The 20,857-nt window shown below is 72.5% G+C and carries 20 protein-coding genes; 6 read left to right on the top strand and 14 right to left on the bottom strand.

All coding sequences use genetic code 11. The annotated features are described in order from the left end of the window. The first annotated feature begins 230 nt into the window (after window positions 1-230). From ACFQLX_RS11105 to ACFQLX_RS11095, 3 genes are all read left to right on the top strand, one after another. Window positions 231-1,346, top strand: coding sequence for an ABC transporter ATP-binding protein (locus tag ACFQLX_RS11105; RefSeq protein ID WP_386414133.1), 1,116 nt, complete (start codon window positions 231-233; stop codon window positions 1,344-1,346). Window positions 1,347-1,564: 218 nt separating this feature from the next. Further along, complete coding sequence (locus ACFQLX_RS11100; RefSeq protein ID WP_386414132.1) at window positions 1,565-1,978, top strand: hypothetical protein; 414 nt, start codon at window positions 1,565-1,567, stop codon at window positions 1,976-1,978. Between the two features lie 93 nt (window positions 1,979-2,071). After that, entirely contained in the window at window positions 2,072-2,794 is a 723-nt protein-coding gene (locus ACFQLX_RS11095; protein ID WP_386414131.1) for a nucleotidyltransferase family protein, read from the top strand. A 23-nt stretch (window positions 2,795-2,817) separates the two neighbouring features. On the opposite strand, the gene ACFQLX_RS11090 is transcribed toward ACFQLX_RS11095, so the two are convergent. The 7 genes from ACFQLX_RS11090 to ACFQLX_RS11060 all read right to left on the bottom strand — a co-directional run bounded on the left by ACFQLX_RS11090 (window position 2,818) and on the right by ACFQLX_RS11060 (window position 10,020). Next, on the bottom strand, window positions 2,818-4,521 hold the full coding sequence (locus ACFQLX_RS11090; protein WP_386414130.1) for a DoxX family protein: 1,704 nt from the start codon (window positions 4,519-4,521) through the stop codon (window positions 2,818-2,820). A 169-nt stretch (window positions 4,522-4,690) separates the two neighbouring features. Further along, entirely contained in the window at window positions 4,691-5,647 is a 957-nt protein-coding gene (rlmB, locus tag ACFQLX_RS11085) for a 23S rRNA (guanosine(2251)-2'-O)-methyltransferase RlmB (RefSeq protein ID WP_386414129.1), read from the bottom strand. A 108-nt stretch (window positions 5,648-5,755) separates the two neighbouring features. Further along, on the bottom strand, window positions 5,756-7,150 hold the full coding sequence (gene cysS, locus ACFQLX_RS11080) for a cysteine--tRNA ligase (RefSeq protein WP_386414128.1): 1,395 nt from the start codon (window positions 7,148-7,150) through the stop codon (window positions 5,756-5,758). A 109-nt stretch (window positions 7,151-7,259) separates the two neighbouring features. Beyond that, complete coding sequence (locus tag ACFQLX_RS11075) at window positions 7,260-7,664, bottom strand: PPOX class F420-dependent oxidoreductase (protein ID WP_386414127.1); 405 nt, start codon at window positions 7,662-7,664, stop codon at window positions 7,260-7,262. 149 nt (window positions 7,665-7,813) lie between these two features. Continuing rightward, window positions 7,814-8,341: a 2-C-methyl-D-erythritol 2,4-cyclodiphosphate synthase gene (ispF, locus tag ACFQLX_RS11070; protein ID WP_386414212.1), complete on the bottom strand. Its 528-nt coding sequence runs from the start codon at window positions 8,339-8,341 to the stop codon at window positions 7,814-7,816. A gap of 14 nt (window positions 8,342-8,355) precedes the next feature. Beyond that, window positions 8,356-9,165 carry a 2-C-methyl-D-erythritol 4-phosphate cytidylyltransferase gene (gene ispD, locus ACFQLX_RS11065; RefSeq protein WP_386414211.1) on the bottom strand — a complete coding sequence of 270 codons (810 nt, stop codon included), beginning with the start codon at window positions 9,163-9,165 and terminating at the stop codon, window positions 8,356-8,358. Window positions 9,166-9,537: 372 nt separating this feature from the next. Next, complete coding sequence (locus tag ACFQLX_RS11060; RefSeq protein ID WP_153452678.1) at window positions 9,538-10,020, bottom strand: CarD family transcriptional regulator; 483 nt, start codon at window positions 10,018-10,020, stop codon at window positions 9,538-9,540. Between the two features lie 535 nt (window positions 10,021-10,555). On the opposite strand from ACFQLX_RS11060, the gene ACFQLX_RS11055 reads away from it, so the two are divergent. Further along, window positions 10,556-11,236 (top strand): DUF461 domain-containing protein, encoded by a 681-nt coding sequence (locus ACFQLX_RS11055; RefSeq protein ID WP_386414126.1) that lies wholly within the window; start codon window positions 10,556-10,558, stop codon window positions 11,234-11,236. 113 nt (window positions 11,237-11,349) lie between these two features. Here ACFQLX_RS11055 and phoP read toward each other — a convergent pair whose 3' ends face one another. After that, window positions 11,350-12,030 carry a two-component system response regulator PhoP gene (gene phoP, locus ACFQLX_RS11050; RefSeq protein WP_386414125.1) on the bottom strand — a complete coding sequence of 227 codons (681 nt, stop codon included), beginning with the start codon at window positions 12,028-12,030 and terminating at the stop codon, window positions 11,350-11,352. Further along, window positions 12,027-13,346 carry a sensor histidine kinase gene (locus ACFQLX_RS11045; RefSeq protein WP_386414124.1) on the bottom strand — a complete coding sequence of 440 codons (1,320 nt, stop codon included), beginning with the start codon at window positions 13,344-13,346 and terminating at the stop codon, window positions 12,027-12,029. Before ACFQLX_RS11045 ends, phoP begins: the two co-directional genes overlap by 4 nt. A 271-nt stretch (window positions 13,347-13,617) precedes the next feature. Between ACFQLX_RS11045 and phoU the strand changes: the two genes are divergently transcribed. After that, window positions 13,618-14,280, top strand: coding sequence for a phosphate signaling complex protein PhoU (gene phoU, locus ACFQLX_RS11040; protein WP_386414122.1), 663 nt, complete (start codon window positions 13,618-13,620; stop codon window positions 14,278-14,280). Between the two features lie 112 nt (window positions 14,281-14,392). Further along, on the top strand, window positions 14,393-14,536 hold the full coding sequence (locus ACFQLX_RS11035; protein WP_386414121.1) for a hypothetical protein: 144 nt from the start codon (window positions 14,393-14,395) through the stop codon (window positions 14,534-14,536). A gap of 86 nt (window positions 14,537-14,622) precedes the next feature. On the opposite strand, the gene ACFQLX_RS11030 is transcribed toward ACFQLX_RS11035, so the two are convergent. The 5 genes from ACFQLX_RS11030 to ACFQLX_RS11010 are packed head-to-tail and all read right to left on the bottom strand — an operon-like array spanning window position 14,623 to window position 20,806. Next, window positions 14,623-15,384 (bottom strand): phosphoglyceromutase, encoded by a 762-nt coding sequence (locus ACFQLX_RS11030; RefSeq protein WP_386414119.1) that lies wholly within the window; start codon window positions 15,382-15,384, stop codon window positions 14,623-14,625. Window positions 15,385-15,442: 58 nt separating this feature from the next. After that, window positions 15,443-16,534 carry a C40 family peptidase gene (locus tag ACFQLX_RS11025; protein ID WP_386414118.1) on the bottom strand — a complete coding sequence of 364 codons (1,092 nt, stop codon included), beginning with the start codon at window positions 16,532-16,534 and terminating at the stop codon, window positions 15,443-15,445. A 19-nt stretch (window positions 16,535-16,553) separates the two neighbouring features. Next, on the bottom strand, window positions 16,554-17,036 hold the full coding sequence (locus ACFQLX_RS11020) for a poly-gamma-glutamate biosynthesis protein PgsC/CapC (RefSeq protein WP_386414117.1): 483 nt from the start codon (window positions 17,034-17,036) through the stop codon (window positions 16,554-16,556). Further along, window positions 17,033-18,532, bottom strand: a complete 1,500-nt coding sequence (gene pgsB, locus ACFQLX_RS11015) for a poly-gamma-glutamate synthase PgsB (protein ID WP_386414116.1) — start codon at window positions 18,530-18,532, stop codon at window positions 17,033-17,035. Before pgsB ends, ACFQLX_RS11020 begins: the two co-directional genes overlap by 4 nt. A gap of 6 nt (window positions 18,533-18,538) precedes the next feature. Then, the gene (locus tag ACFQLX_RS11010; RefSeq protein ID WP_386414115.1) at window positions 18,539-20,806 is read right to left on the bottom strand and encodes a HAMP domain-containing protein; all 2,268 of its coding nucleotides are present in this window, start codon (window positions 20,804-20,806) and stop codon (window positions 18,539-18,541) included. Window positions 20,807-20,857 lie beyond the last annotated feature (51 nt).

Below are 20,857 nucleotides of genomic sequence, written 5' to 3'. Positions count from 1 at the left end.
CGCCGCGCCGAAACATTCCCCCGTACGAAAAATTCCCCCGGGATAAACCTGGTGCGCAACCGCACGCCCGCCCGACGCTCCCGTGCCTCCGCCCGCCCACCCGGCCCCGTCCACAGGGGGCTGACAAACTCCGGCCCACCGGTTACCGTCAGCGACACGTTCACTCAAGTGGACTACACCTTTACTCGGACCGTCCGGCACGTTCCTGCCGGTGAAGGAGAGCGAAACCCATGGCCACAGTCACGTTCGACAAGGCGACCCGGATCTACCCGGGCTCCGACACCCCCGCCGTCGACGGTCTCGACATCCAGATCGAGGACGGCGAGTTCCTCGTCCTCGTCGGCCCCTCCGGCTGCGGCAAGTCCACCTCGCTGCGTATGCTCGCCGGCCTGGAGGACGTGGACGGCGGCGCCATCCGCATCGGCGACCGCGACGTCACGCACCTGCCGCCCAAGGACCGGGACATCGCGATGGTGTTCCAGAACTACGCGCTGTACCCGCACATGACCGTCGCCGACAACATGGGCTTCGCGCTGAAGATCGCCGGCCGTCCCAAGGACGAGATCCGGCAGAAGGTCGAGGAGGCCGCGCGCATCCTGGACCTCAGCGACTACCTGGGCCGCAAGCCCAAGGCGCTCTCCGGCGGCCAGCGCCAGCGCGTCGCGATGGGCCGCGCGATCGTCCGCCAGCCGCAGGTCTTCCTGATGGACGAGCCGCTGTCGAACCTGGACGCCAAGCTCCGCGTCCAGACCCGCACCCAGATCGCCTCGCTCCAGCGCCGCCTGGGCATCACCACCGTCTACGTCACCCACGACCAGGTCGAGGCCATGACGATGGGCGACCGGGTCGCGGTCCTCAAGGACGGCCTCCTGCAGCAGATCGACACCCCCCGCCACATGTACGACAAGCCGGCCAACCTCTTCGTCGCGGGCTTCATCGGCTCCCCCGCGATGAACCTGGTCGAGGTCCCGATCACCGACGGCGGCGTGAAGTTCGGCAACAGCGTCGTCCCCGTCGACCGCGACACCCTGGCCACGGCCTCGGGCAAGGGCGACACCACCGTCACCGTGGGCGTGCGCCCGGAGCACTTCGACCTGGCCAACGGCGAGGGCGCCTCCCTCTCCAAGGACGAGCCCGCCGGCCTGGCGGTCACGGTCAACGTCGTCGAGGAGCTGGGCGCCGACGCCTACGTCTACGGCACCTCGCACGTCGGCGGCTCCGACAAGGACCTCGTCGTGCGCGTCAGCGGCCGCGCCGTCCCGGAGAAGGGCTCGACGATCCACGTCGTCCCGCGCGCCGGCGAGACGCACGTCTTCTCGTCGTCCTCGGGCGAGCGCCTGGGCTGACCCCTCGGGTCGTACGACGGCGGTGGTGCCGCATCCGCTACGGGTGCGGCACCACCGCCGTTTTCGCGTCCCCCTCGACGCCAGGTGTCGACAAATCGCCCATGTCGCCACCGCGATCCAGTCGAAAACGGCGCCGCATAATTCGAAATCCAGGCCCCCGTTCACCCATTAGTGTGACGCAATGTCGCCAAATCACTACAGGTCGCTACGATCCGTCTGTGACCCAGGCAGCCCGCCGCATCGGCAGAACTCTCGCGTTCGTCCTCCCCGTCGTCCTCGTCCTCTCGGGGACGCTCGCCGTCGCCACCGTCCCCTGGGCGGAAGGCCCCGCGCACTCGCGGATCGCCACCGCCTCCGCCGCGGACGCCTCCACCAAGGCCGGCCCGCGCGCCCCCCAGGACGTGCTGCGCGAGCGGCTCATCGCCGAACTGCAGGAGAAGGACCCGGGCACGGCGCTCACCTCGCTGCAGCGGGAGATCACCGCCCGCCCCTCGCTGGCGCGGCACTGCGCCGGCCTCGCCCGCGCGCTGGGCCGCGCCGCCGTGGCCGCCTACGGGCCCGCCCGCGCCCAGGCCCACGCCCGCCCGGTCTGCGACACCTCGTACGCGGCGGGGGTCGCGGCCTCCCACTGAGGTCCGCCCGGGCCCGCAGCGCCTGCACGGCCCGGGGCCCGTATCCGCACACCGTGATTCCGGCTGTCAGACCCCTCGCATAGGGTGCGGGGCATGACTGAGCACTCGCGTCCGACGCAAGCCGTGGTCCTGGCCGGTGGCCAGGGCTCGCGGCTTCGTCCGTACACCGACGACCGCCCCAAGCCGATGGTCGAGATCCCCGGCACGGGGACGCCGATCATAGGTCACCAGCTGGCCTGGCTGGCCGCCGAGGGCGTGACGGACGCGGTGGTCTCCTGCGGGCATCTCGCCGAGGTGCTGCAGGAGTGGATCGACGCCGCCGACCTGCCGTTGAACGTGACGACGGTGGTGGAGAGCGAGCCCCTCGGCCGCGGCGGCGGGCTGAAGTACGCGGCGGCCTCGCTGCCCCGGCCCGACGAGTCCTGGTTCGCGACCAACGGCGACATCTGGACGCGCTTCTCGCTGCGCGAGATGGCCGACTTCCACCACGAGCGCGCCGCCGACGCCACCCTGGCGCTGGCCCGCCCGCGCATCCCCTGGGGCGTGGTGGAGACCGACGAGTTCGGCCACGTCCTCGACTTCATCGAGTCGCCCCCCTCGCCCTACCTGGTCAACGCGGGGGTGTACGTCTTCTCGGCGGCCTTCGCCAAGCTGCTCCCCGACCGGGGCGACCACGAGCGCACGACCTTCCCGCGCCTGGCCCGCGAGCGCCGGCTCGCCGGCTTCCCGCTGCCGCAGGGGGCGTACTGGCGGGCGATCGACACGGCGAAGGACCTCACCGAGGCCGCGAAGGAGCTGGCGGCGGCGCGGGGCTGAGCATCCGGGGCGGGCAGCGGGTCCTAGCCCAGCAGCCCGCCGATCAGGCCCGGCCTCTCCTCCGGGTCGTCGGAGCCGTCCCCGTCGCCCGAGCCGCCGCCCGTCGTGCCGTCCCCGTCGCCCGGGGGAGGCGGCGGCGGGGCGGGCGTCTGCTCCTGCGTGGGGCTCTGCTGCTGCGGAGCCGTGGGTTGTACGGGCGGGGCGGCGCCCTCGGTGCCGGTCGTCGGCGGGGCCTCGCTCGTCGTGCCCGCCGTGGGGCCGTCGGCGGCAGCGGACTCGGACGGGGCGGCGCTGTCCTCCGCCTCTGCCTCCGACGGGGAGGGGCTGCCCGCGCCGGCCGGACCGCCGCGGCCCTCGCTGCCCGGCGGGGTCGGCAGCGGCTCGCCCGGCAGCTGGTTGACGGGGGGCTCGCCCGGGCCCGGGACGTGCACCGTGGTCACCGAGCGCACCGCGGCGCCGAGCAGCGAGCCGAGCAGCAGCGTGAGGCCGATGACGACCGTCGCGTAGACCACGCCCCGGCGCAGGACGAAGCGGCGCAGCTCCCACAGCGCCGCGTGCGGCCCGAGGCGGCGCCAGGCGCGGCCGGCGAGGCGGGCGTCCACGGAGTAGACCGGGGCGCCGGCGGCGATCAGCGGCGCCCAGGCGGCGAGGTAGAGGAGCGCGGAGACCTCGTAGCCCGCGTGGGCGCGCCAGGTCATCGCGATGACCAGGCCGGCGGCGAGCAGCGCGCCCAGCGCGGCGGCGAGGCGCTGCCAGAGGCCGCAGATCGTGAGCACGCCGACGATGGTCTGCCCGAAGGCCACGGTCAGGCCGACGCCCAGCGGGTGCGCCAGCGCGAGGCCGTGCAGCGGCTCGGCGAAGGAGAGCGGACCGCCGGGCTCCAGGCCGTGCAGCCAACCGACCAGCCGGCCACGCTCGCCGGTCTCGAAGTAGAGCGGGTCGCAGAGCTTGCCCATGCCGCTGTAGACGGCGATGAAGCCGAGGAAGATCCGCAGGGGCAGCAGGACGACGCCGAGGTTGAGCCGGCGCCCGGGGTAGTAGGCGTGGCGGGCGGAGTCGGCCCCGACGACCCTGCGCCGCCGCGAGCGCGGGCCCGGCGCGGGCCCGTCGGGATCGGCGGGGACGTCAAGGGGCCGGGGCTCCACGTGGCCGTCGCCCGGATAGCGGGATTCGTCGAACTCCCGCAGCGGGGGCAGCAGTTGCGTCTCGTCGACGGCCGCGCGCGGCGCGACGACCACCGGCAGCGGCGCGGTCGCGTCGGGGTCGAAGCGGGGCAGCGACTGCGTCTCCGTGGCGTCCGGGCCGCCCCCTTCGTACGGGGAGGCGTCGTACGGGGAGGCGAACCCGGTCCCGTCCGGACCCTCGTACGCCGTGCCGTACGCCGGCTCCTCCACCAGCGTCACGCCCGACTGCCGTACGGCCTGCAGGAGTTGCCCGGCGGCCGGATCCCCCGGCGTGCTCCGCCCGCTCCACACCACCGGCGCCCGGCGCACCCGCGGCACCGGGACGCCCTCGGCGCCCACGGACAGGGAAGCGGCGACGGGGCGGGCCGCGGGCCGCGCGGCGAACGCCCCCGACGCCGGCCCGAGTCGCACCCGGAAGCTCACGCTGTTGACGCTGATCCGCGCCGGATCGCTGGGGACGCGCACCGCGCTCAACGCATCGGCGGCGTCCTCGAATCCCTGCGGGCGGCCGCCCCGGGGCGGGCGCGGCGATCTGGTGTCCACACTCCTCTAACCGAGTGACACCGCGTTAGGACACTGCCTGAGCCCCGGCGATCTGTCCGAGCACCGTCAAAGATCACCGGCCGCCGGGCCCCGAACGCCAGGTCAACACCCCTCCCGGCGCCCGCACTTCACACCGAGAACGCCGGGAACACCGAGGGGGCGGACAGCCTCACGCCCGCCGCCGCGCCGCCTCGTACAGCACGATCCCCGCCGCCACACCGGCGTTGAGCGACTCGGCGCCGCCCGGCATCGGGATGCGCACCCGCACGTCGCAGGTCTCGCCGACCAGCCGCCCCAGCCCCTTGCCCTCGGAGCCGATGACGATGCAGACCGGGCCCTCCAGCGCCGCCAGGTCCTGCACCTCGGCCTCCCCGTCGGCTGCGAGGCCGACCACGGTGATGCCCTCCTTCTTGTACGCCTCCAGGGCGCGCGTCAGATTGGTCGCCCGCGCCACCGGCGTACGGGCGGCCGTGCCCGCCGAGGTCTTCCAGGCACCGGCCGTCATCCCGGCCGCCCGCCGCTCGGGGACGACCACGCCGTGGCCGCCGAAGGCGGTGACGGAGCGGACGATCGCGCCGAGGTTGCGCGGGTCGGTGACGCCGTCCAGGGCCACGATCAGCGGCTCCTCGCGGGCGTCGTAGGCGGCGGCGCTCAGCTCGTCGGGCAGCGCGTACTCGTACGGCGGGACCTGCAGGACGAGGCCCTGGTGGTTGAGCCCGTTGGTCATCCGGTCCAGCTCGGGGCGCGGGGCCTCCATCAGGTGGATGTCGCCGCGCTCGGCGGCCAGCTGCAGCGCGCCGCGCACCCGCTCGTCGTTGTCGATGAACTGCTGCACGTACAGCGTCTTGGCCGGCACCCCGTCGCGCAGCGCCTCGAAGACCGGGTTGCGGCCGACGACCAGCTCGCTGTTGCCCTTGCCGCCGCCGGGGCGGCGCGAGGTCGGGCGGGCCTGGGCGCGGCGCGCGGCGGCGTTGGCCGCGCGCTGCTTGACGTGGCCCTTACGGGCGGAGGCGGGCGGCGTGGGGCCCTTGCCCTCCAGGGCGCGGCGCCCCTTGCCGCCGGAGCCGACGGTCGCGCCCTTCTTGTTGGACGTGCGTCGGTTGCGGCGCTGGCTGTTCCCGGCCATGGGGTCACCTGTCTCTGTTCTGCGTACGTACGTCAGTCACGAGTGTGCCGCCCGCGCGGGCGGGCGGCACGTCAGACCTCCGAAGGGAGGCAAGAGGGGCGCGGGCGCTCAGCCCAGCGTCCAGCGGGGTCCGTCGGGGGTGTCCTCGATGACGAGGCCCGAGGCCTGGAGCTGGTCGCGGATGGCGTCCGCGCTCGCGTAGTCCTTGCGGGCGCGGGCGGCCTCGCGCTGGTCGAGCACGAGGCGCACCAGGGTGTCGACGGCGCCGTGCAGCTGCTCGCCGCCGTCGTTGCCGCCCCCGGCCCACTGCTCGTCCATCGGGTCGAGCCCGAGGACGCCCAGCATGGCACGGACCTCCGCCAGCCGGGCGACGGCCGCCTCCTTGTCGTCGGCGGCCAGCGCGGCGTTGCCCTGGCGGACGGTGGTGTGCACGATGGCGAGCGCCTGGGGGACGCCCAGGTCGTCGTCCATCGCCTCGGCGAAGGCGGGCGGCACCTCGGTGGCGGGCTCGACCGCTCCGGCCTTCTCCACCACCCGCTGCATGAAGCCCTCGATACGGGCGAAGGCGGCCTCCGCCTCGCGCAGTGCCTCCTCGCTGTACTCGATCATCGAACGGTAGTGCGGGGTGCCCAGGTAGTAGCGCAGCACGATGGGGCGCCAGCGCTGGACCATCTCGGAGACCAGCACGGAGTTGCCGAGCGACTTGGACATCTTCTCGCCGGCCAGGGTCACCCAGCCGTTGTGCAACCAGTAGTTCGCGAAGGTGTCCCCGAACGCCCTGGCCTGCGCGATCTCGTTCTCATGGTGCGGGAAGACGAGGTCGAGGCCGCCGCCGTGGATGTCGAAGGCGGTGCCCAGGTACTTGTGCGCCATCGCCGAGCACTCCAGGTGCCAGCCCGGCCGGCCGGGGCCCCAGGGGGACTCCCAGGAGGGCTCGCCGGGCTTGGCGGCCTTCCACATCGCGAAGTCGCGCGGGTCGCGCTTGCCGGTCTCGCCCTCGGCGGAGGGCTGCAGGAGGCCGTCGAGGGTCTGGTTGGACAGCGCCAGGTACTCCGGGTAGGAGCGCACGTCGAAGTAGACGTTGCCGTCGGCCTCGTAGGCGTGGCCGCGCTCGATCAGGCCGCGCATCATCCCGACCATCTCGGTGATGTGGCCGGTGGCGCGGGGCTCGTAGGTGGGCGGGAGGCAGCCGAGGGCGTCGTAGCCCGCGTTGAACGCCCGCTCGTTCTCGTAGCCGATGGCGAACCAGGGGCGGTCCTGCTCGTGCGACTTGGCGATGATCTTGTCGTCGATGTCCGTGACGTTGCGGACGAACGTCACGTCGTAGCCCCGGTACGCCATCCAGCGGCGCAGGATGTCGAAGTTCAGCCCCGACCTGATGTGCCCGATGTGCGGGGCGGACTGCACGGTGGCGCCGCACAGGTAGATCGAGACGCAGCCCGGGGTGATCGGGGAGAAGTCACGGATCCGCCGGGCGCCGGTGTCGTACAGCCGAATAGTCACGTCTCCCAGGGTAGTGGCACCCGGGGACTGCCCCGGCCGTGTCCGGCGCCCGGGCGGGCGCCGGACATCCAATCGCAACGAACCGGCCGACGAGCGGCGCCGCGCGGCCTCAGATCCGGCCGAGGACCCTGCGCGGCGTCACCCGGACGACCACCCGGTCGGCCTCCTTGGCGGACTCGGGGTTGAACTCGGCGAAGGGCATCCCCGTGTACTTCATCGACAGCTCGTCGATCAGCTCGTCCCCGCCCTCCTCGGTCATGGTCGCCGTGCCGCGGATCTCCGCGTAGGTGTAGGGGGCGTCGAAGGGCTGCAGCAGCACCGAGACGCGGGGGTCGCGCTCCATGTTCAGGGTCTTGCGGCGCCCGCGCGTGGTGGAGAACAGCAGGTCGTCGCCGTCGCGCTTCACCCAGACCGGGGAGAGCTGCGGGCTGCCGTCGGGCTGGACGGTGCCGACGGTGACGAAGACGGGCGAGTCGAGCAGGGCCTTGAGCTGGTCGCTGAGCTGGTCGCTCACGGGGGGCTCCTCGGAGTGGGTCGGGGGATGGCGGAGGGCCGCCTCGGGGCGGGCGGACCTCCCCGCCACCCCTACCCGTCCGGGTGGCGCACACGCGGCTCCCGCGCCGGGCGCTTCCCCCGATCGGGGCCCGGTCGTACGGACGCCGGCTAGCGCGTACGGACCACCAGCGCCGTCGCCACGCCCATCAGCCCGTCCCCCCGGCCCGGGAAGCCCAGGCCGTCGGTGGTCGCGCCCGAGACGGAGACCGGCGCCCCGACCGCCTCGGAGAGCAGCGCCTGCGCCTCCGCGCGCCGCCTGCCGACCTTGGGGCGCGGGCCGACGACCTGCACGGCGACGTTGCCGATGGTGAAGCCCGCCTCGCGGACGATCCGCGCGCTCTCGCGCAGCAGCGTCAGACCGGAGGCGCCCGCCCACTCGGGGCGGCCCGTGCCGAAGTGGGCGCCCAGGTCGCCCAGGCCGGCGGCGGAGAAGAGGGCGTTGCAGGCGGCGTGGCAGACCACGTCCGCGTCGGAGTGCCCGGCCAGACCGGGCCCCTCGCCCTCCCAGCGCAGGCCCGCGACCCACAGCTCGCGGCCCTCCTCGAAGGCGTGGATGTCGGTGCCGATGCCGACCTGCGGCAGTACGGGCTGTGCGGGCTGTGCGGGCTGTGCGGGCTGTGCGGGCTGTGCGGGCAGGGCCGCCTCGGACGTCACAGCTGCCCCTCCCGCCGCGCCAGAACCGCCTCGGCCAGCACCAGGTCCAGCGGCCGGGTCACCTTGAACGCCTCCTCGTGGCCGGGCACCAGCACCACGGGCAGCCCCAGCCGCTCGACCATGCCCGCGTCGTCCGTGGCGCCCTCGCCGGCGAGGGCGATCTTCTCGTGCGCGGCGGCCAGCACCGCCCGGTCGAAGCCCTGCGGGGTCTGCACGGCCCGCAGCAGCGCCCGCTCGGGGGTGGCGACGACGGGCTCGGGGGCGCCGTCCTCCTGCGCACCGGTACGGGGGGCGATCTGCTTGACGGTGTCGGCCAGCGGGAGTGCCGGGACGACGGCCGGCGCTCCGGCCCGTACCGCCGCGGCGACCGCGTCGACCGTCGCGACCGGCACCAGCGGGCGGGCCGCGTCGTGCACCAGCACCACATCGACGTCCGCGGGGAGGGCGGCCAGTCCCCGGGCCACGGACTCCTGGCGGGTACCGCCGCCGGGGACGACGAGGAGTTCGGCGCCCGGCGCTGTGCCGCCGGCGGTCCCGGCGCCCCCGAGCGCCTGCGCGCACAGGGCCCGTACCTCGGCGACGGCCTCCTCCTCCGGGGGCGCCACGACGACGACCAGGGAGACGGCGCGGGCGCGGGCCATGGCGCGGACGGCGTGGACGAGCATCGGGACGCCGCCCAGGGTGCGCAGGGCCTTGGGGGCGCCGGGGCCGAGCCGCACGCCGCGTCCGGCGGCGGGGATGACGGCGGCCGTACGACCGGGGGCGGTGGGCGGATCAGGCTGCGGATCGGGCTGCGGATCGGACAGAGCCACGGTGATGAGGTTTCCCGTTCGAGGCGAGGTGGGTATGGCTGCTTATGGTCAGGGACACCCGCACCCGCCGGACGGCAGGCGCGAGGTGGGGCGCGGACGCTGCCGGCCTTCCGTGACGATCCGCACGGCAGCGACCCGCCCGAGCAGCAGGCGCACGGCAGCGGGCGCCGGCATGTGCCGCCGACACGTACACAGCAGCGACACGTACACAGCAGCGGGTACACACATGCCGCAGTGCCCGACGAAGTATCGGGCACCACGGCATGGGGGCGCTCACGCGGAGTCAGCGCTGGGTGCGGCCAGCGGAGACAACACCGGTGGAGCGGTCCTGATTCAGGCGGTCCTACTGCGTCAGGCGCTCCTGCTTCACGACGCGAGAACCTCGTCGAGGAGGGCCTCGGCCTTGTCCTCGTTGGTGTTCTCGCAGAGTGCCAGCTCGCTCACCAGGATCTGGCGGGCCTTGGCCAGCATGCGCTTCTCACCTGCGGAGAGACCGCGCTCGCGCTCCCGGCGCCACAGGTCGCGGACGACCTCGGCGACCTTGATGACATCACCGGAGGCCAGCTTCTCCAGATTCGCCTTGTAACGACGCGACCAGTTCGTGGGCTCCTCGGCGTACGGGGCGCGCAGCACCTCGAAGACGCGCTCCAGTCCCTCCTGGCCCACTACATCGCGCACTCCCACGAACTCCGCATTGTCCGCCGGTACACGCACCGTCAAGTCACCCTGGGCGACTTTCAGCACCAAGTAGGTCTTGTCCACACCCTTGATCTGGCGGGTTTCGATAGCCTCGATCAGTGCGGCCCCGTGATGGGGATAGACCACGGTGTCGCCAACCTTGAACGTCATGTGACAGGTACCCCTTCCGTGGCTATCCAGGGTAACACGGAAACGGCCGCTTCTGAATGGCGTTTTCGCAGGTCAGAGCCTATCTCGGGGCTTGACAACGACAGCCGTAACGTGCTGCGGGAGGGTCCGTCAAGCGGGTTTCCGCAGGTCGGGCCCCGTCTGGGCGCGCCCGGAAACACACCCGTCACGATGGTGTCAAACGCGACCGCGTGCACGATACGTCCGATTTGCCGGGGGCCGTATGGTGCACTTCACGTGCTCCGTTCGGACGCGAAGCGCGTGTCCGGAGTGAAAATCCGAAATTGATCATTCCTGGTGCACAACGGCGATCACCCCGGCAATAGCCAATGCCGGGCGGGCTGCGGGCGGGCCCGTCGGGGCGTGATCTCGGATTGGTTAATCCCGGGTGGCGCGGGGATTAGGACACCCGCTTGGTCACCCGTTGAGGTGGGTCGCGGATGAGGGCCGTGACGGGGGTCGGTAGTGTGATCGCGGAAACCTGTCAACACCAGCACGTCCTAGGAGTTGCACCTCCGTGAGCCTCTCCCGCACTCCGGCCGGGGGTGCCCCCCGCCTGCGACGCGGTCCCGTTACCGCCGCAGCCGGCGCCCTGCTCGCCCTCCCCCTGGCCCTCACCGGCTGCGCGGCCGGCACCGGCGCCGAGACCGGCAAGATCCGGCCGGACAACGCCGCCGTCACCGTCTCGGGCCTGAAGGTGCAGAACGGCCTCGTCATCACCTCCACCGGGGGCGACGGTCCGGCCGTCGTCTCCGCGCGCATCTTCAACACCGGCAACGGCCCGCGGACCCTGGAGCGGATCACCCTGCCCGGCACCGACCTCACGGTCGAGCTGCGCGACGCCGGGGGCAAGGCCGCCCCGGTCACCGTGCCGGCGTACGGCTCGGTGCTGCTGGGCGGCAAGGGCAACCCCTCGGCGTCCGTCGCGGACAGTGCGGAGGGCTTCCAGGACGGCGCCGTGCAGAAGGTCGTCTTCGACTTCGACAAGGCCGGCGCGGTCTCGCTGGAGGCGATGGTGACGCCGGCCGAGGGCACGTACCGGGAGTTCGGGCCGAGCGCCCCGGCCTCGTCCTCCGCCTCGCCGTCGCCGAGCGCCTCCGCCTCCGCGGGGACGGAGCCGGTGCCGTCCGAGGCGGCGACGCAGTACCCGGGCTCCACCGAGGGCGCCGACTCCCCCTCGGCGGGCGCCGGCCACTGAGGCCGGTTCGACCCGTACCCCGTACGGCCGCGGACACGCGAACGGCGGTGGGAGCCCTTCCCGGCTCCCACCGCCGTTCTTCGTCTACGGGCACGCGCCCGTCTCCCGCCGGTTTACGGCTCGAACTTGTAGCCCAGACCGCGCACCGTCACCAGGTAGCGCGGCGCCCCCGGGTCGGGCTCGATCTTCGCGCGCAGCCGCTTGACGTGCACGTCCAGCGTCTTGGTGTCGCCGACGTAGTCCGCGCCCCAGACCCGGTCGATCAGCTGCATCCGGGTCAGCACCCGGCCGGCGTTGCGCAGCAGCATCTCCAGCAGGTCGAACTCCTTCAGCGGCAGGTCGACCTTGCCGCCGGCGACGGTGACCACGTGGCGGTCGACGTCCATCCGGACGGGGCCGACCTCCAGCGCGGCCGGAGCGACCTCCTCCGGCTCACCGCGGCGGCGCAGCACCGCGCGGATGCGGGCGACCAGCTCGCGGGAGGAGAAGGGCTTGGTGACGTAGTCGTCGGCCCCTATCTCCAGCCCGACGACCTTGTCGATCTCGCTGTCCTTGGCGGTGACCATGATCACCGGCACGTTGGAGCGGCTGCGCAGCTGGCGGCAGACCTCGGTGCCGGGCAGTCCCGGCAGCATGAGGTCGAGCAGGACGAGGTCGGCGCCGTTGCGCTCGAAGTCGTCCAGGGCCTCGGGGCCGGTCGTCGCGATGGCGACCTCGAAGCCCTCCTTGCGGAGCATGTACGACAGTGCGTCGCTGAACGATTCCTCGTCCTCGACCACTAGCACTCGGGTCATCGTTCGGTCTCCGGTCGGTGAGGGGCAACGGGCTCGACCACTGACGCTCGGGTCATGGCGGGGCCTCCGGGGTGGGATGCGTGCTCGTATCCGGGGTCGCCGGCGTCCTCGTCGACGCCGGAGGGTTCGATCAGGGCGCCGCTGATCGCACGGCCGCCGCCGGTGCGGGGCTTGGCCGCCTCGGGCAGGCGCAGGGTGAAGGTGGAGCCCTGCCCCTCGGCGCTCCACACGCCGACCTCGCCGCCGTGGGAGGCGGCGACGTGTTTGACGATCGCCAGCCCCAGGCCCGTACCGCCCGTGGCGCGGGAGCGGGCCGGGTCGACGCGGTAGAAGCGCTCGAAGACGCGGTCGCGGTCGCGCTCGGAGATGCCGATGCCCTGGTCGGTGACGGCGATCTCGATCAGGTCGCCGCCGGGGGCGGGGACCTGGCGGGCGGCGATGCCCACCCGGGTGCGGGCGGGGCTGTAGTTGACGGCGTTCTCCACCAGGTTGCCCAGGGCCGCGGCGAGCTGGCCGCGGTGGCCCCAGACGGTGAGGCCGTCGATGCCGCCGGCGGCCATGGTGATGTGCTTGGTGGAGGCGGCGTGCCGGCAGCGGTCGATGGCCTCGGCGACCAGCTCGTCGACGCGGACGGGCTCGGCGTCCTCCAGCGGGTCGTCGTTCTGCACCCGGGAGAGGTCGATCAGCTCCTGCACCAGGTTCGTCAGCCGGGTGGCCTCGATCTGCATCCGACCCGCGAAGCGGTGGACCGCCTCGGGGTCGTCGCAGGCGTCCATCACGGCCTCGGAGAGCAGGGACAGGGCGCCGGTGGGGGTCTTCAGCTCGTGGCTGACGTTCGCCACGAAGTCGCGGCGCACCGCCTCGATCCGGCGGGCCTCGGTCAGGTCCTCGACCAGCAGCAGCACCAGGCGCGAGCCCAGCGGGGCGACGCGGGCGGAGACCGCGAGGGCCTCGCCGCGTCCGCTGCGGCGCGGGAGGTCCAGCTCGACCTGGCGTATCTCGCCGTCGCGGCGGGTCTGGCGGGCCATGGCCAGCATCGGCTCGACGGCCAGCCGTCCGCCCCGTACCAGCCCCAGGGCGTACGCGGCGGAGCTGGCCTTGACCACGGAGTCCTCCTCGTCGAGGACGACCGCGGAGGAGCGCAGCACGGACAGCACGGTGTCCACTCCGGGGGGCAGGACCGCCTCGGTGTGCAGGGAGCTGCGGGTCGGGCGGGCCTGCTCGCGCTCGCTCCAGCGGAACGCCAGCATCGCGATCACGCCGGTGCACAGCCCGGCTATCGCGGCGGCGGCGGCGACCGCCGTGTTCAGGTCCATGTCTCCAGGTTAGGCATGCTGCGGGGGCGCGACCCACCCTTCCGGGAGTGACCTCGAACTCCAGTCGCCAAGAGTTCACCCCCAGGTCGGCCCTGATTCATAAAGTGGCACGGGTACCGCCGGATGGTGGATGCTGCCGGAAGCAGGCGAAACGGGCCGCCTCCGGAAGCCGCCCGTCGGGCCGGACCGCCTCAGGACTGTGGAGAGCCGGTCGGGTGCCGTACGGAGGGCTGCCGGGCGGGCCGGCGGGCAGGTTGGTGGAAGGACTGGGATGCGGGACACATACCACGAGGAACTGGACTCGATCGGCGAGGGGCTGGTCGAGATGGCCCGCCTCGTCGGGTCGGCGATGGGCCGCGCCACGACGGCGCTGCTGGACGCCGACCTGAAGCTCGCGGAGACCGTGATCGAGGGCGACCAGAAGGTCAACGACCTGCAGCAGGAGCTGGAGGCGCGCGCGATCCAGCTGCTCGCCCGCCAGCAGCCGGTCGCCACGGACCTGCGGATCGTCGTCACCAGCCTGCGGATGAGCGCCGACCTGGAGCGCTCCGGGGACCTGGCCAAGCACGTGGCCAAGCTGGCGCGGCTGCGCTATCCGAAGTCGGCGGTGCCGGGCCACCTGCACTCCACGATCATGGAGATGGGGCAGCTGGCGCAGCGGCTGATGGCCAAGACGGCGGACGTCATCACCACGAAGAACGTCGACATGGCGCTCGAGATGGAGACCGACGACGACGCGATGGACGCGCTGCACCGCAAGCTCTTCCAGAGCCTGATGGACGACCGCTGGAAGGACGGCATCGAGACGGCCGTCGACGTCACGCTCTGCGGCCGCTACTACGAGCGCTTCGCGGACCACGCGGTGTCGTGCGCGGGCCGGGTGGTGTACCTGGTGACGGGCGAGCACGCGGACGAGATCAACACGGGGGACTGAGCGGACGGTCGACGGCGCGCGGGTGGTGCTTCGCGCCACCGCGCGCCGTTGACGCGCCCGGTGGATGGGGAGGACCGTGAAGGTATCTGCCCACTTCCAAGGAGGCCATCCCATGGCGGACTCTCCCCCCTCGACCCCGCGCGAGGAGCCCCCGGCCCCGGAGCCCCGGCACCTCCCCCTGGTCGGCGCCTGCGGCTGCGGCTCGGGCTGCGGCTGCGGCTGCCAGTCGGGCGGCGCGTGCCGCTGCGGCGGCTGAGCTCACCGGGGTCCCCGGCGGACCCGGGACACGACAGTGCCCCCGACCCGCGCCGTGTGCGCGGGTCGGGGGCATGATCGCGGAACCTACTTCTTCTTGCCCTGGTTCTTGACCGCCTCGATCGCCGCCTTCGCGGCCTCCGGGTCGAGGTAGCGGCCGCCCTTGTGCAGGGGCTTCATGTCCGCGTCCAGCTCGTAGGCGAGCGGGATGCCGGTGGGGATGTTCAGGCCGACGATGTCCTCGTCGGAGATGCCGTCGAGGTGCTTGACCAGGGCGCGCAGGCTGTTGCCGTGGGCCGCGACCAGGACCGTGCGGCCCGACTCCAGGTCCGGGACGATCTCGTCGTACCAGTACGGCAGCATCCGCTCGCCGACGTCCTTCAGGCACTCCGTCAGCGGGCGCGCCTCGGGGGGCAGCGCCGCGTACTGCGGGTCGTTGAACTGCGAGAACTCGGAGTCCTTGGCGATGGGCGGCGGCGGGGTGTCGTAGGAGCGGCGCCACTCCATGAACTGCTTCTCGCCGAACTCGGCGAGCGTCTGCGCCTTGTCCTTGCCCTGCAGCGCGCCGTAGTGGCGCTCGTTGAGGCGCCAGGAGCGGTTGGCGGGGATCCAGGCGCGGTCGGCGGAGTCCAGCGCCAGGTTCGCGGTGCGGATCGCGCGCTTCTGCAGCGAGGTGTGCACGACGTCGGGGAGCAGCTCGGCGTCCTTCAGCAGCTCGCCGGCGCGGACCGCCTCCTTCTCGCCCTTGTCGGTGAGGTTGACGTCCACCCAGCCGGTGAACAGGTTCTTCGCGTTCCACTCGCTCTCGCCGTGGCGGAGGAGGATCAGCTTGTACGGTGCGTCGGCCATATGCCGAGCCTACCGAGGGGGCCGGGGGGATGCGCGACCGTCCCCCGCGGGCGTCCCCCTACAGCCGCAGGGCGCTACGCAGTGTGCCCGCGTAGTAGCCGTTGCCGTCCAGGCGCGAGGTGCCGCCCTTGTCACCGATCGTGGGGCCGTTGACCTCTTCCCGGCTGGAGATGAAGATCAGGTGGCCGTCGGAGTCGTTGCCCAGCACGATGCCCGTGTGGTCCAGCCTGGAGCCCGTGCGCTGGTCGAGCTTGAAGAAGACCAGGTCGCCGGGCTGCAGGATGTCGATCGAGGTCGGGCGGGTGTACCAGGGCGCGGCGCCGGTGAGCTTGATGATCGGCGCGCCGAGGCCGGAGCGGGCCATGCCGTTGGCGGTACGGGGCAGACCGTCACCCTGGCCGTCCGCGGGGGCCAGGGGGTAGCGGGCGCGGTAGCCCAGCACGGCGCGTACGAAGCCGGAGCAGTCCATGGAGCGGGCGCGCATCGGCTCGGACCGCAGGGTGGTTCCGTTGCGGAAGGTGTAGGGGGTTCCCAGGTAGTCGTAGAAGTCCGACTGCTCCAGGCGCAGGTCGGCGCCTTCGCTGCCGTTGGGGTTGATCGGCCCGAAGTCGGCATCGCCGGCGTAGGCCACGCCCTGCGCGTCCTTCTTCACCGGCGCGCCCTCCACGTACTGGAAGGCGATGGCGAAGAGGTCTTCCTCGTCGCTGCCGTAGAACTCCTTGAACCAGTCCTTGAACCACTTCGTGCTCTGCGCGCCCTCCTTCCACTCCTCGGGCATGAAGCGCACCCAGTTCTCCGTGACCACCCGGGTCTTGGTGTTCGCAGGCTCGGAGAAGGTGCGGCTGGGCCCGGTGAGGGTCGCGGTACGGGCGCCGTCGGTGAAAGTCGCCAGCACCTTGCCCCGGGCGTCACGGAGCACCGAGCGGGCCGGGTTCTTCAGCCGCTCCCAGCGCTGTTCGGCCGCCTCGGGAGCGGGGCTGCCCGAGTCGGTGACCCCGGCGGGCCTGTCGGTGACGAGTTGGACGGCAGGCGCCTTGGCCTGTTCCTCCTTGCGCAGTTCCACCGTCAGATAGGCGCTGGCGCCCAGCAGCGCCACGACGGTCACGGCGTGCAGCACTCGGCGCGCGCCCCTGTTGGCTTTGCCTGTCATGGTTGCGGCTCCGTAGTGGTCAGGCGGACGGCAGGGCGCCCAGGAGGATGCCCGCGGTGAGGACGACGTAATTGAGGAGCGTGACCGAACCGGTGGCCAGCACGGTGGCCCCCTTGGGCTGGCGGACCAGCTGGTACGCGATCAGGCCCGGCACGATGAAGCCGAGCGTCTGGTTGGCGTAGAGCAGGGGGAACTCCATCTGGAGCACGATGATCAGCGTGCCCTGCAGCATCACGCCGATGAGCACGACCGCGGCGAAGAGCCGCTTGCCGTAGAGGATGACCAGGCGCTGGACCAGCAGCGTGGTGGCGTAGGTGAGCACGGTGACGCCGACGACCATCGCGGCACGCTGGAGGTCCTCGACCAGGGTCAGGGCCAGCCAGCCCGGGGTGATCATGCCGCCCGGGGAGAGGTTGGTGGTGAGGTAGCAGACCAGGGAGAACAGCAGACCCAGCGCGATGCCGATCGCGGCGATCTCCGGGGTGAGGACGGCGGGGATCAACGGGGTTCTCCTGAGTTGTGCACGGACTCGGGGTACGGCTGCCGGAGCGGGGGGTGGGTGCCGGAGGCGTCGGGCTGCGGCAGCCGGCCGTGGTCGGGTTGGGGCAGGGGGTGGGACGCCTGCCGCTCCGCGTACTGGCGGGCCCGCCGGGGCAGTGGCACCTGGCCGCTGTCCTCGGGGAACGCCCAGCTGGGGCGGTGGAAGGGCTGGTAGCGCTCTTCGTACGTCGGGGTGTAGGAGAGGTACGGGTCGATGTGCGGCGCGTACAGCCCGACCGTCTCGGGGTCGTCCACCCTTGCCGGCACCGCCTCCTCATCGTCCGCGGGCAGTTCGGCGAGGTGCTCCAGCAGGAGTTCGCCCTGGCCGTGGATGTTGCCGATCGCCACCAGCGAGGAATCCGGGCCGAGGTGGCCGAGGAGTTCGCGCGTAAGCGCCTCGGGGTCTCGCCGGTCACCGCCCAGGTCGACGGCCCGCTCCCGCCAGCCCGCCGGGATGGCGTCGATGGCGGACTTCGCGGGGTGGCCGATGACGAAGACCTGCTCGGGGTCGAGGTCGGGGATGATCGCGCCCATCTGGCCGTTGCGCTCCACGCGGTCCGGGCGGCAGTTGATCACCACGTTGAGCGGGCGGTGGATGGCTCCGAGGTCGAGGAGCTGGTTGATGTTCATCACCGTCGACTCGGGGTCGTTGGCGGCGAAGACGTTCGCGAAGCGCAGCCGCTTGCCCTCCGGGGTGCGGTAGCGCTCCACCGAGAGCACACCGGGGTCCGGCGGGGCGTCGTACATGCCCTGGAGTGCGGTGGCCCGGTCGATGCCGAGCAGCTCGGCGACTGTCAGGGCGATCGCCACGTTCTCCTTGAAGGTGAACCAGGAGAAGCCGCGCAGCTCGGCGTCGCTGACGATCTCGGGGTCTGCGTAGACCAGTTCGCAGTCCCGCTTGCGGGCCTCCTCCAGGAGGATGTCCCAGCGGTCGCGTTCGGCTGTGACGCAGATGCCGCCCTCGGGCATCGAGCGCGAGAGGGAGCGGGCCACGTCGTCAAGGGTGGGGCCCATCTCCTCGAGGTGGTCCTCGCGGACGTTGCAGAGCACGCCGATGGTGGAGCGGATGAGCTTGGACTGGTTGATCTCCTGCAGCGCCGGCATGACCGCCATGCACTCGATGACCAGTACGTCCGGGTCGTAGGCGGCCGCGCGCCGTACGATCCCGATCTGCTCGACGACGTTCGCGATGCCGAACTTGCGGTAGACCGGCTCCTCGGTGGCGTCGGGGTGGATGAAGCGGGCGGCGGTGCCGGTGGTCTTGGCGACGGTGACCAGGTCGCCACCACGCAGGGCGCCCGCGCACAGGCGGGTGATGGAGGACTTGCCGCGGATGCCGTTGACCAGCACCCGCGTCGGTATCCGCTCCAGGTTGGTGAAGTGCCGCCGCTGCTCGACGATGCCCGCGACCAGCAGGACCGCGCAGCACACGACGAGGACGGTGTAGAGGAAGAGCACGGCCTGTCAGCTCCTTCCCGCCGGGGTGGCGGTGTGCCGCGGCTGCTGCTGGAGCTGCTGGCGGATGAGTTCGAGGCTGCGGGCGACCGCGCCGACCTCGTCGTGGTTGTGCGGGAAGAGCACGGTGCGGCGATCGCCGTCCGCCAACTCCTCCGCCTGGCGGGCCAGCGTGCGCAGCGGGCGCACGATGACGATCTGCAGCCAGCCGAGGCAGGCCGCGGCCGCGGTCAGGCCGAGCAGGCCGGCCAGAGTGGTGCGGTTCTGCAGGCGGTACTCGGGGATGGCCAGGGCGGAGGCGGGCTGCCAGCTCACCACCGTCCAGCCGAGGGACTTCGCGGCGCCGCCGCCGACGAACGGGGCGGCCGCGGCGATGCTGACCCTCCCCCCGTCACGGAACATCGCGGAGCCTGCCTTGGCGGAGATGCCCACCTTGATCCGGGAGCCGATGACGAGGTCGTCGAGGTCGGTGGAGTCCAGCCGCTCGAAGGCCCGGTATCCGGTGTCTCCTGCGATGACCCGCAGCTGGGAGTCGACCACGCGCACCTCGCCCAGGCCCGGGGCCTTGAGCAGGGAGTTGAGGAAGCCGATCCGGAACTCGCCCACCAGGCGGGCGCCCTTGCGGGCCGGGACCTTGGTGACGGCCGCGATCTCCGGCTCCCGGCCGGACTGGTTGAGCAGCGTGATGCCGGCCCGGTCGGGCAGCCGCCGAGTGGTGGGCTGCCCGCCGGCCCTGGCCACCACGGTGCCGTCCGCGTCCAGCAGGTAGACCGAGCGGTAGCGCATGTGCTCGTTCATCAGCAGACCGAGGTCCTTCTCCAGCCCGGGTCGTCCCGAGTCCGCGCTGAGGAAGGAGGCGAACGAGGCGAGGTCGCTGTGCCCCTCGTTGAGGGCGCGGCGGGTCCGGTCGGTGAGGGTGTCGGTGCGTTCCCGCTGGTCGTTGACGACCTGCTGCGGAACGATCAGTTCGCTGTCGGCCCTGTTGAGGCCCAGACCGAGCGCCGCGGACCAAGCGAGCAGCAGGACCGTGCACAGCACCAGGAGGGTACGGGCGCCGGGGCGGCGGACACGCTGGGCGGGCGGCGGGTCACCGGGGTCGTCGCCCAGCAGCTGCCGACGCAGCCGCTCCAGTGCGGCGCCGATCCGGGCGGTCTCGGCGCAGCCGGGGACGGCGACGGGGCGGCGCAGCTCACCGCGGCCGAGTCGGCGGCTCTCCAGGAACAGCCGCAGCAGCGGGCGCTGCAGCAGTCCCAGCAGCAGCGCCGCCACGACGGCGCCGATGGCCAGCAGGGCACCGGCCGAGGCAAGCCCGAAGAGCGGACCCGCGGGGTTCCTGGTGTCCTCGGTGACGGGCACCATCGCCACGACGGTGAGTCCGAGGCCGGTGGCGTCGGTGAACTCCCCGGCCTTGGGGGCGGCGAGGGCGGCGTAGCCGGCCACGAACCGCTCGCCGAGATACTTGTCACCGGTCAGCCGGCCGCTCGTACCCAGATAGCCGCCCGCGCCGGGCTCCTTGGACCGCAGCGGGTGGCGGTCGGCCTGCTGTACGGCCCGCTTGGCGAAGGAGCGCAGCTGGCGGTGGGAGTTCTTCACCTCCTCGCGCTGCAGGTCGGTCAGCACCTGCTCGGGCTCGGGGATGCCGTCGGTGCTGAGGATCTGCCCGGTGGAGTCCAGCACGGCGATCGCCCGGAAGTTGCCCAGGGCGATGCCGGGGAAGCGCAGGCTGCTGGAAGCGACCAGCAACTGCTGCGGCGTGCCTGGCCAGGAGAGCAGCGAGAAGGTCAGCAGCCGGGTCTCGCCGTTCTCCAACCGCACCATGCGCGGGGCGAGACCCTTCTCGCCGCTCATCTTGGCGGTGTCGACGGCCGGCAGCGGAACCGTCTCGCCGCGAGCCGCGAGCAGCCGGCCCGACTCGATCTCCAGGATGGCCGTACCGCGCCACTTCTGGTAGACGTCGCCGAGCTGGTCCAGCACCTCGTCGGGCTGGGCGGCCGGTCCGGCGTTGAGCTGGGCCGCGGTCCGGCCAAGATCGGTCATCCCCTCGTCGAGGGAGGCCCGCAGGGCGATAGCGCCGTCCTCCGCAAAGTGCTGCTGGGAGGCGAGGACGGCCTCGGCCACCCGAGGGCGGTCGTCGCGGCCCAGGCTGAAGGCGGTCAGGGCCGCGACAGCCAGCAGCAGCACGCACAGCAGCGCGATGGGTGGGCGGATACCGCCGACGAGCGACATGTCTGCCCGGCGACGGATCTTGTGCCGCCGCGGCGCGCGCGATGCAGCCACGTCAGGCTTCCTTTCGGGGTGATGCGAAGACGGTGAGGATTCGGAAATCCG

It is taken from the genome of Streptomyces polyrhachis, assembly GCF_042663125.1.
In the GTDB taxonomy this organism is placed as follows: Bacteria; Actinomycetota; Actinomycetes; order Streptomycetales; family Streptomycetaceae; genus Streptomyces; species Streptomyces polyrhachii.
The sequence above is the reverse complement of the archived record's forward strand: the minus strand, read 5'-3'. Positions and strand labels throughout refer to the sequence as shown.

What these genes read in the sequence shown, in the direction of transcription:
- ACFQLX_RS11035 (WP_386414121.1), top strand. Translation starts at nt 14,393, where the DNA reads ATGGCGGACTCTCCCCCCTCGACCCCGCGCGAGGAGCCCCCGGCCCCG.
- phoU (WP_386414122.1), top strand. Translation starts at nt 13,618, where the DNA reads ATGCGGGACACATACCACGAGGAACTGGACTCGATCGGCGAGGGGCTG.
- ACFQLX_RS11060 (WP_153452678.1), bottom strand. Translation starts at nt 10,020, where the DNA reads ATGACGTTCAAGGTTGGCGACACCGTGGTCTATCCCCATCACGGGGCC.
- ACFQLX_RS11045 (WP_386414124.1), bottom strand. Translation starts at nt 13,346, where the DNA reads ATGGACCTGAACACGGCGGTCGCCGCCGCCGCCGCGATAGCCGGGCTG.
- phoP (WP_386414125.1), bottom strand. Translation starts at nt 12,030, where the DNA reads ATGACCCGAGTGCTAGTGGTCGAGGACGAGGAATCGTTCAGCGACGCA.
- ACFQLX_RS11025 (WP_386414118.1), bottom strand. Translation starts at nt 16,534, where the DNA reads ATGACAGGCAAAGCCAACAGGGGCGCGCGCCGAGTGCTGCACGCCGTG.
- ACFQLX_RS11030 (WP_386414119.1), bottom strand. Translation starts at nt 15,384, where the DNA reads ATGGCCGACGCACCGTACAAGCTGATCCTCCTCCGCCACGGCGAGAGC.
- ACFQLX_RS11105 (WP_386414133.1), top strand. Translation starts at nt 231, where the DNA reads ATGGCCACAGTCACGTTCGACAAGGCGACCCGGATCTACCCGGGCTCC.
- ACFQLX_RS11095 (WP_386414131.1), top strand. Translation starts at nt 2,072, where the DNA reads ATGACTGAGCACTCGCGTCCGACGCAAGCCGTGGTCCTGGCCGGTGGC.
- rlmB (WP_386414129.1), bottom strand. Translation starts at nt 5,647, where the DNA reads ATGGCCGGGAACAGCCAGCGCCGCAACCGACGCACGTCCAACAAGAAG.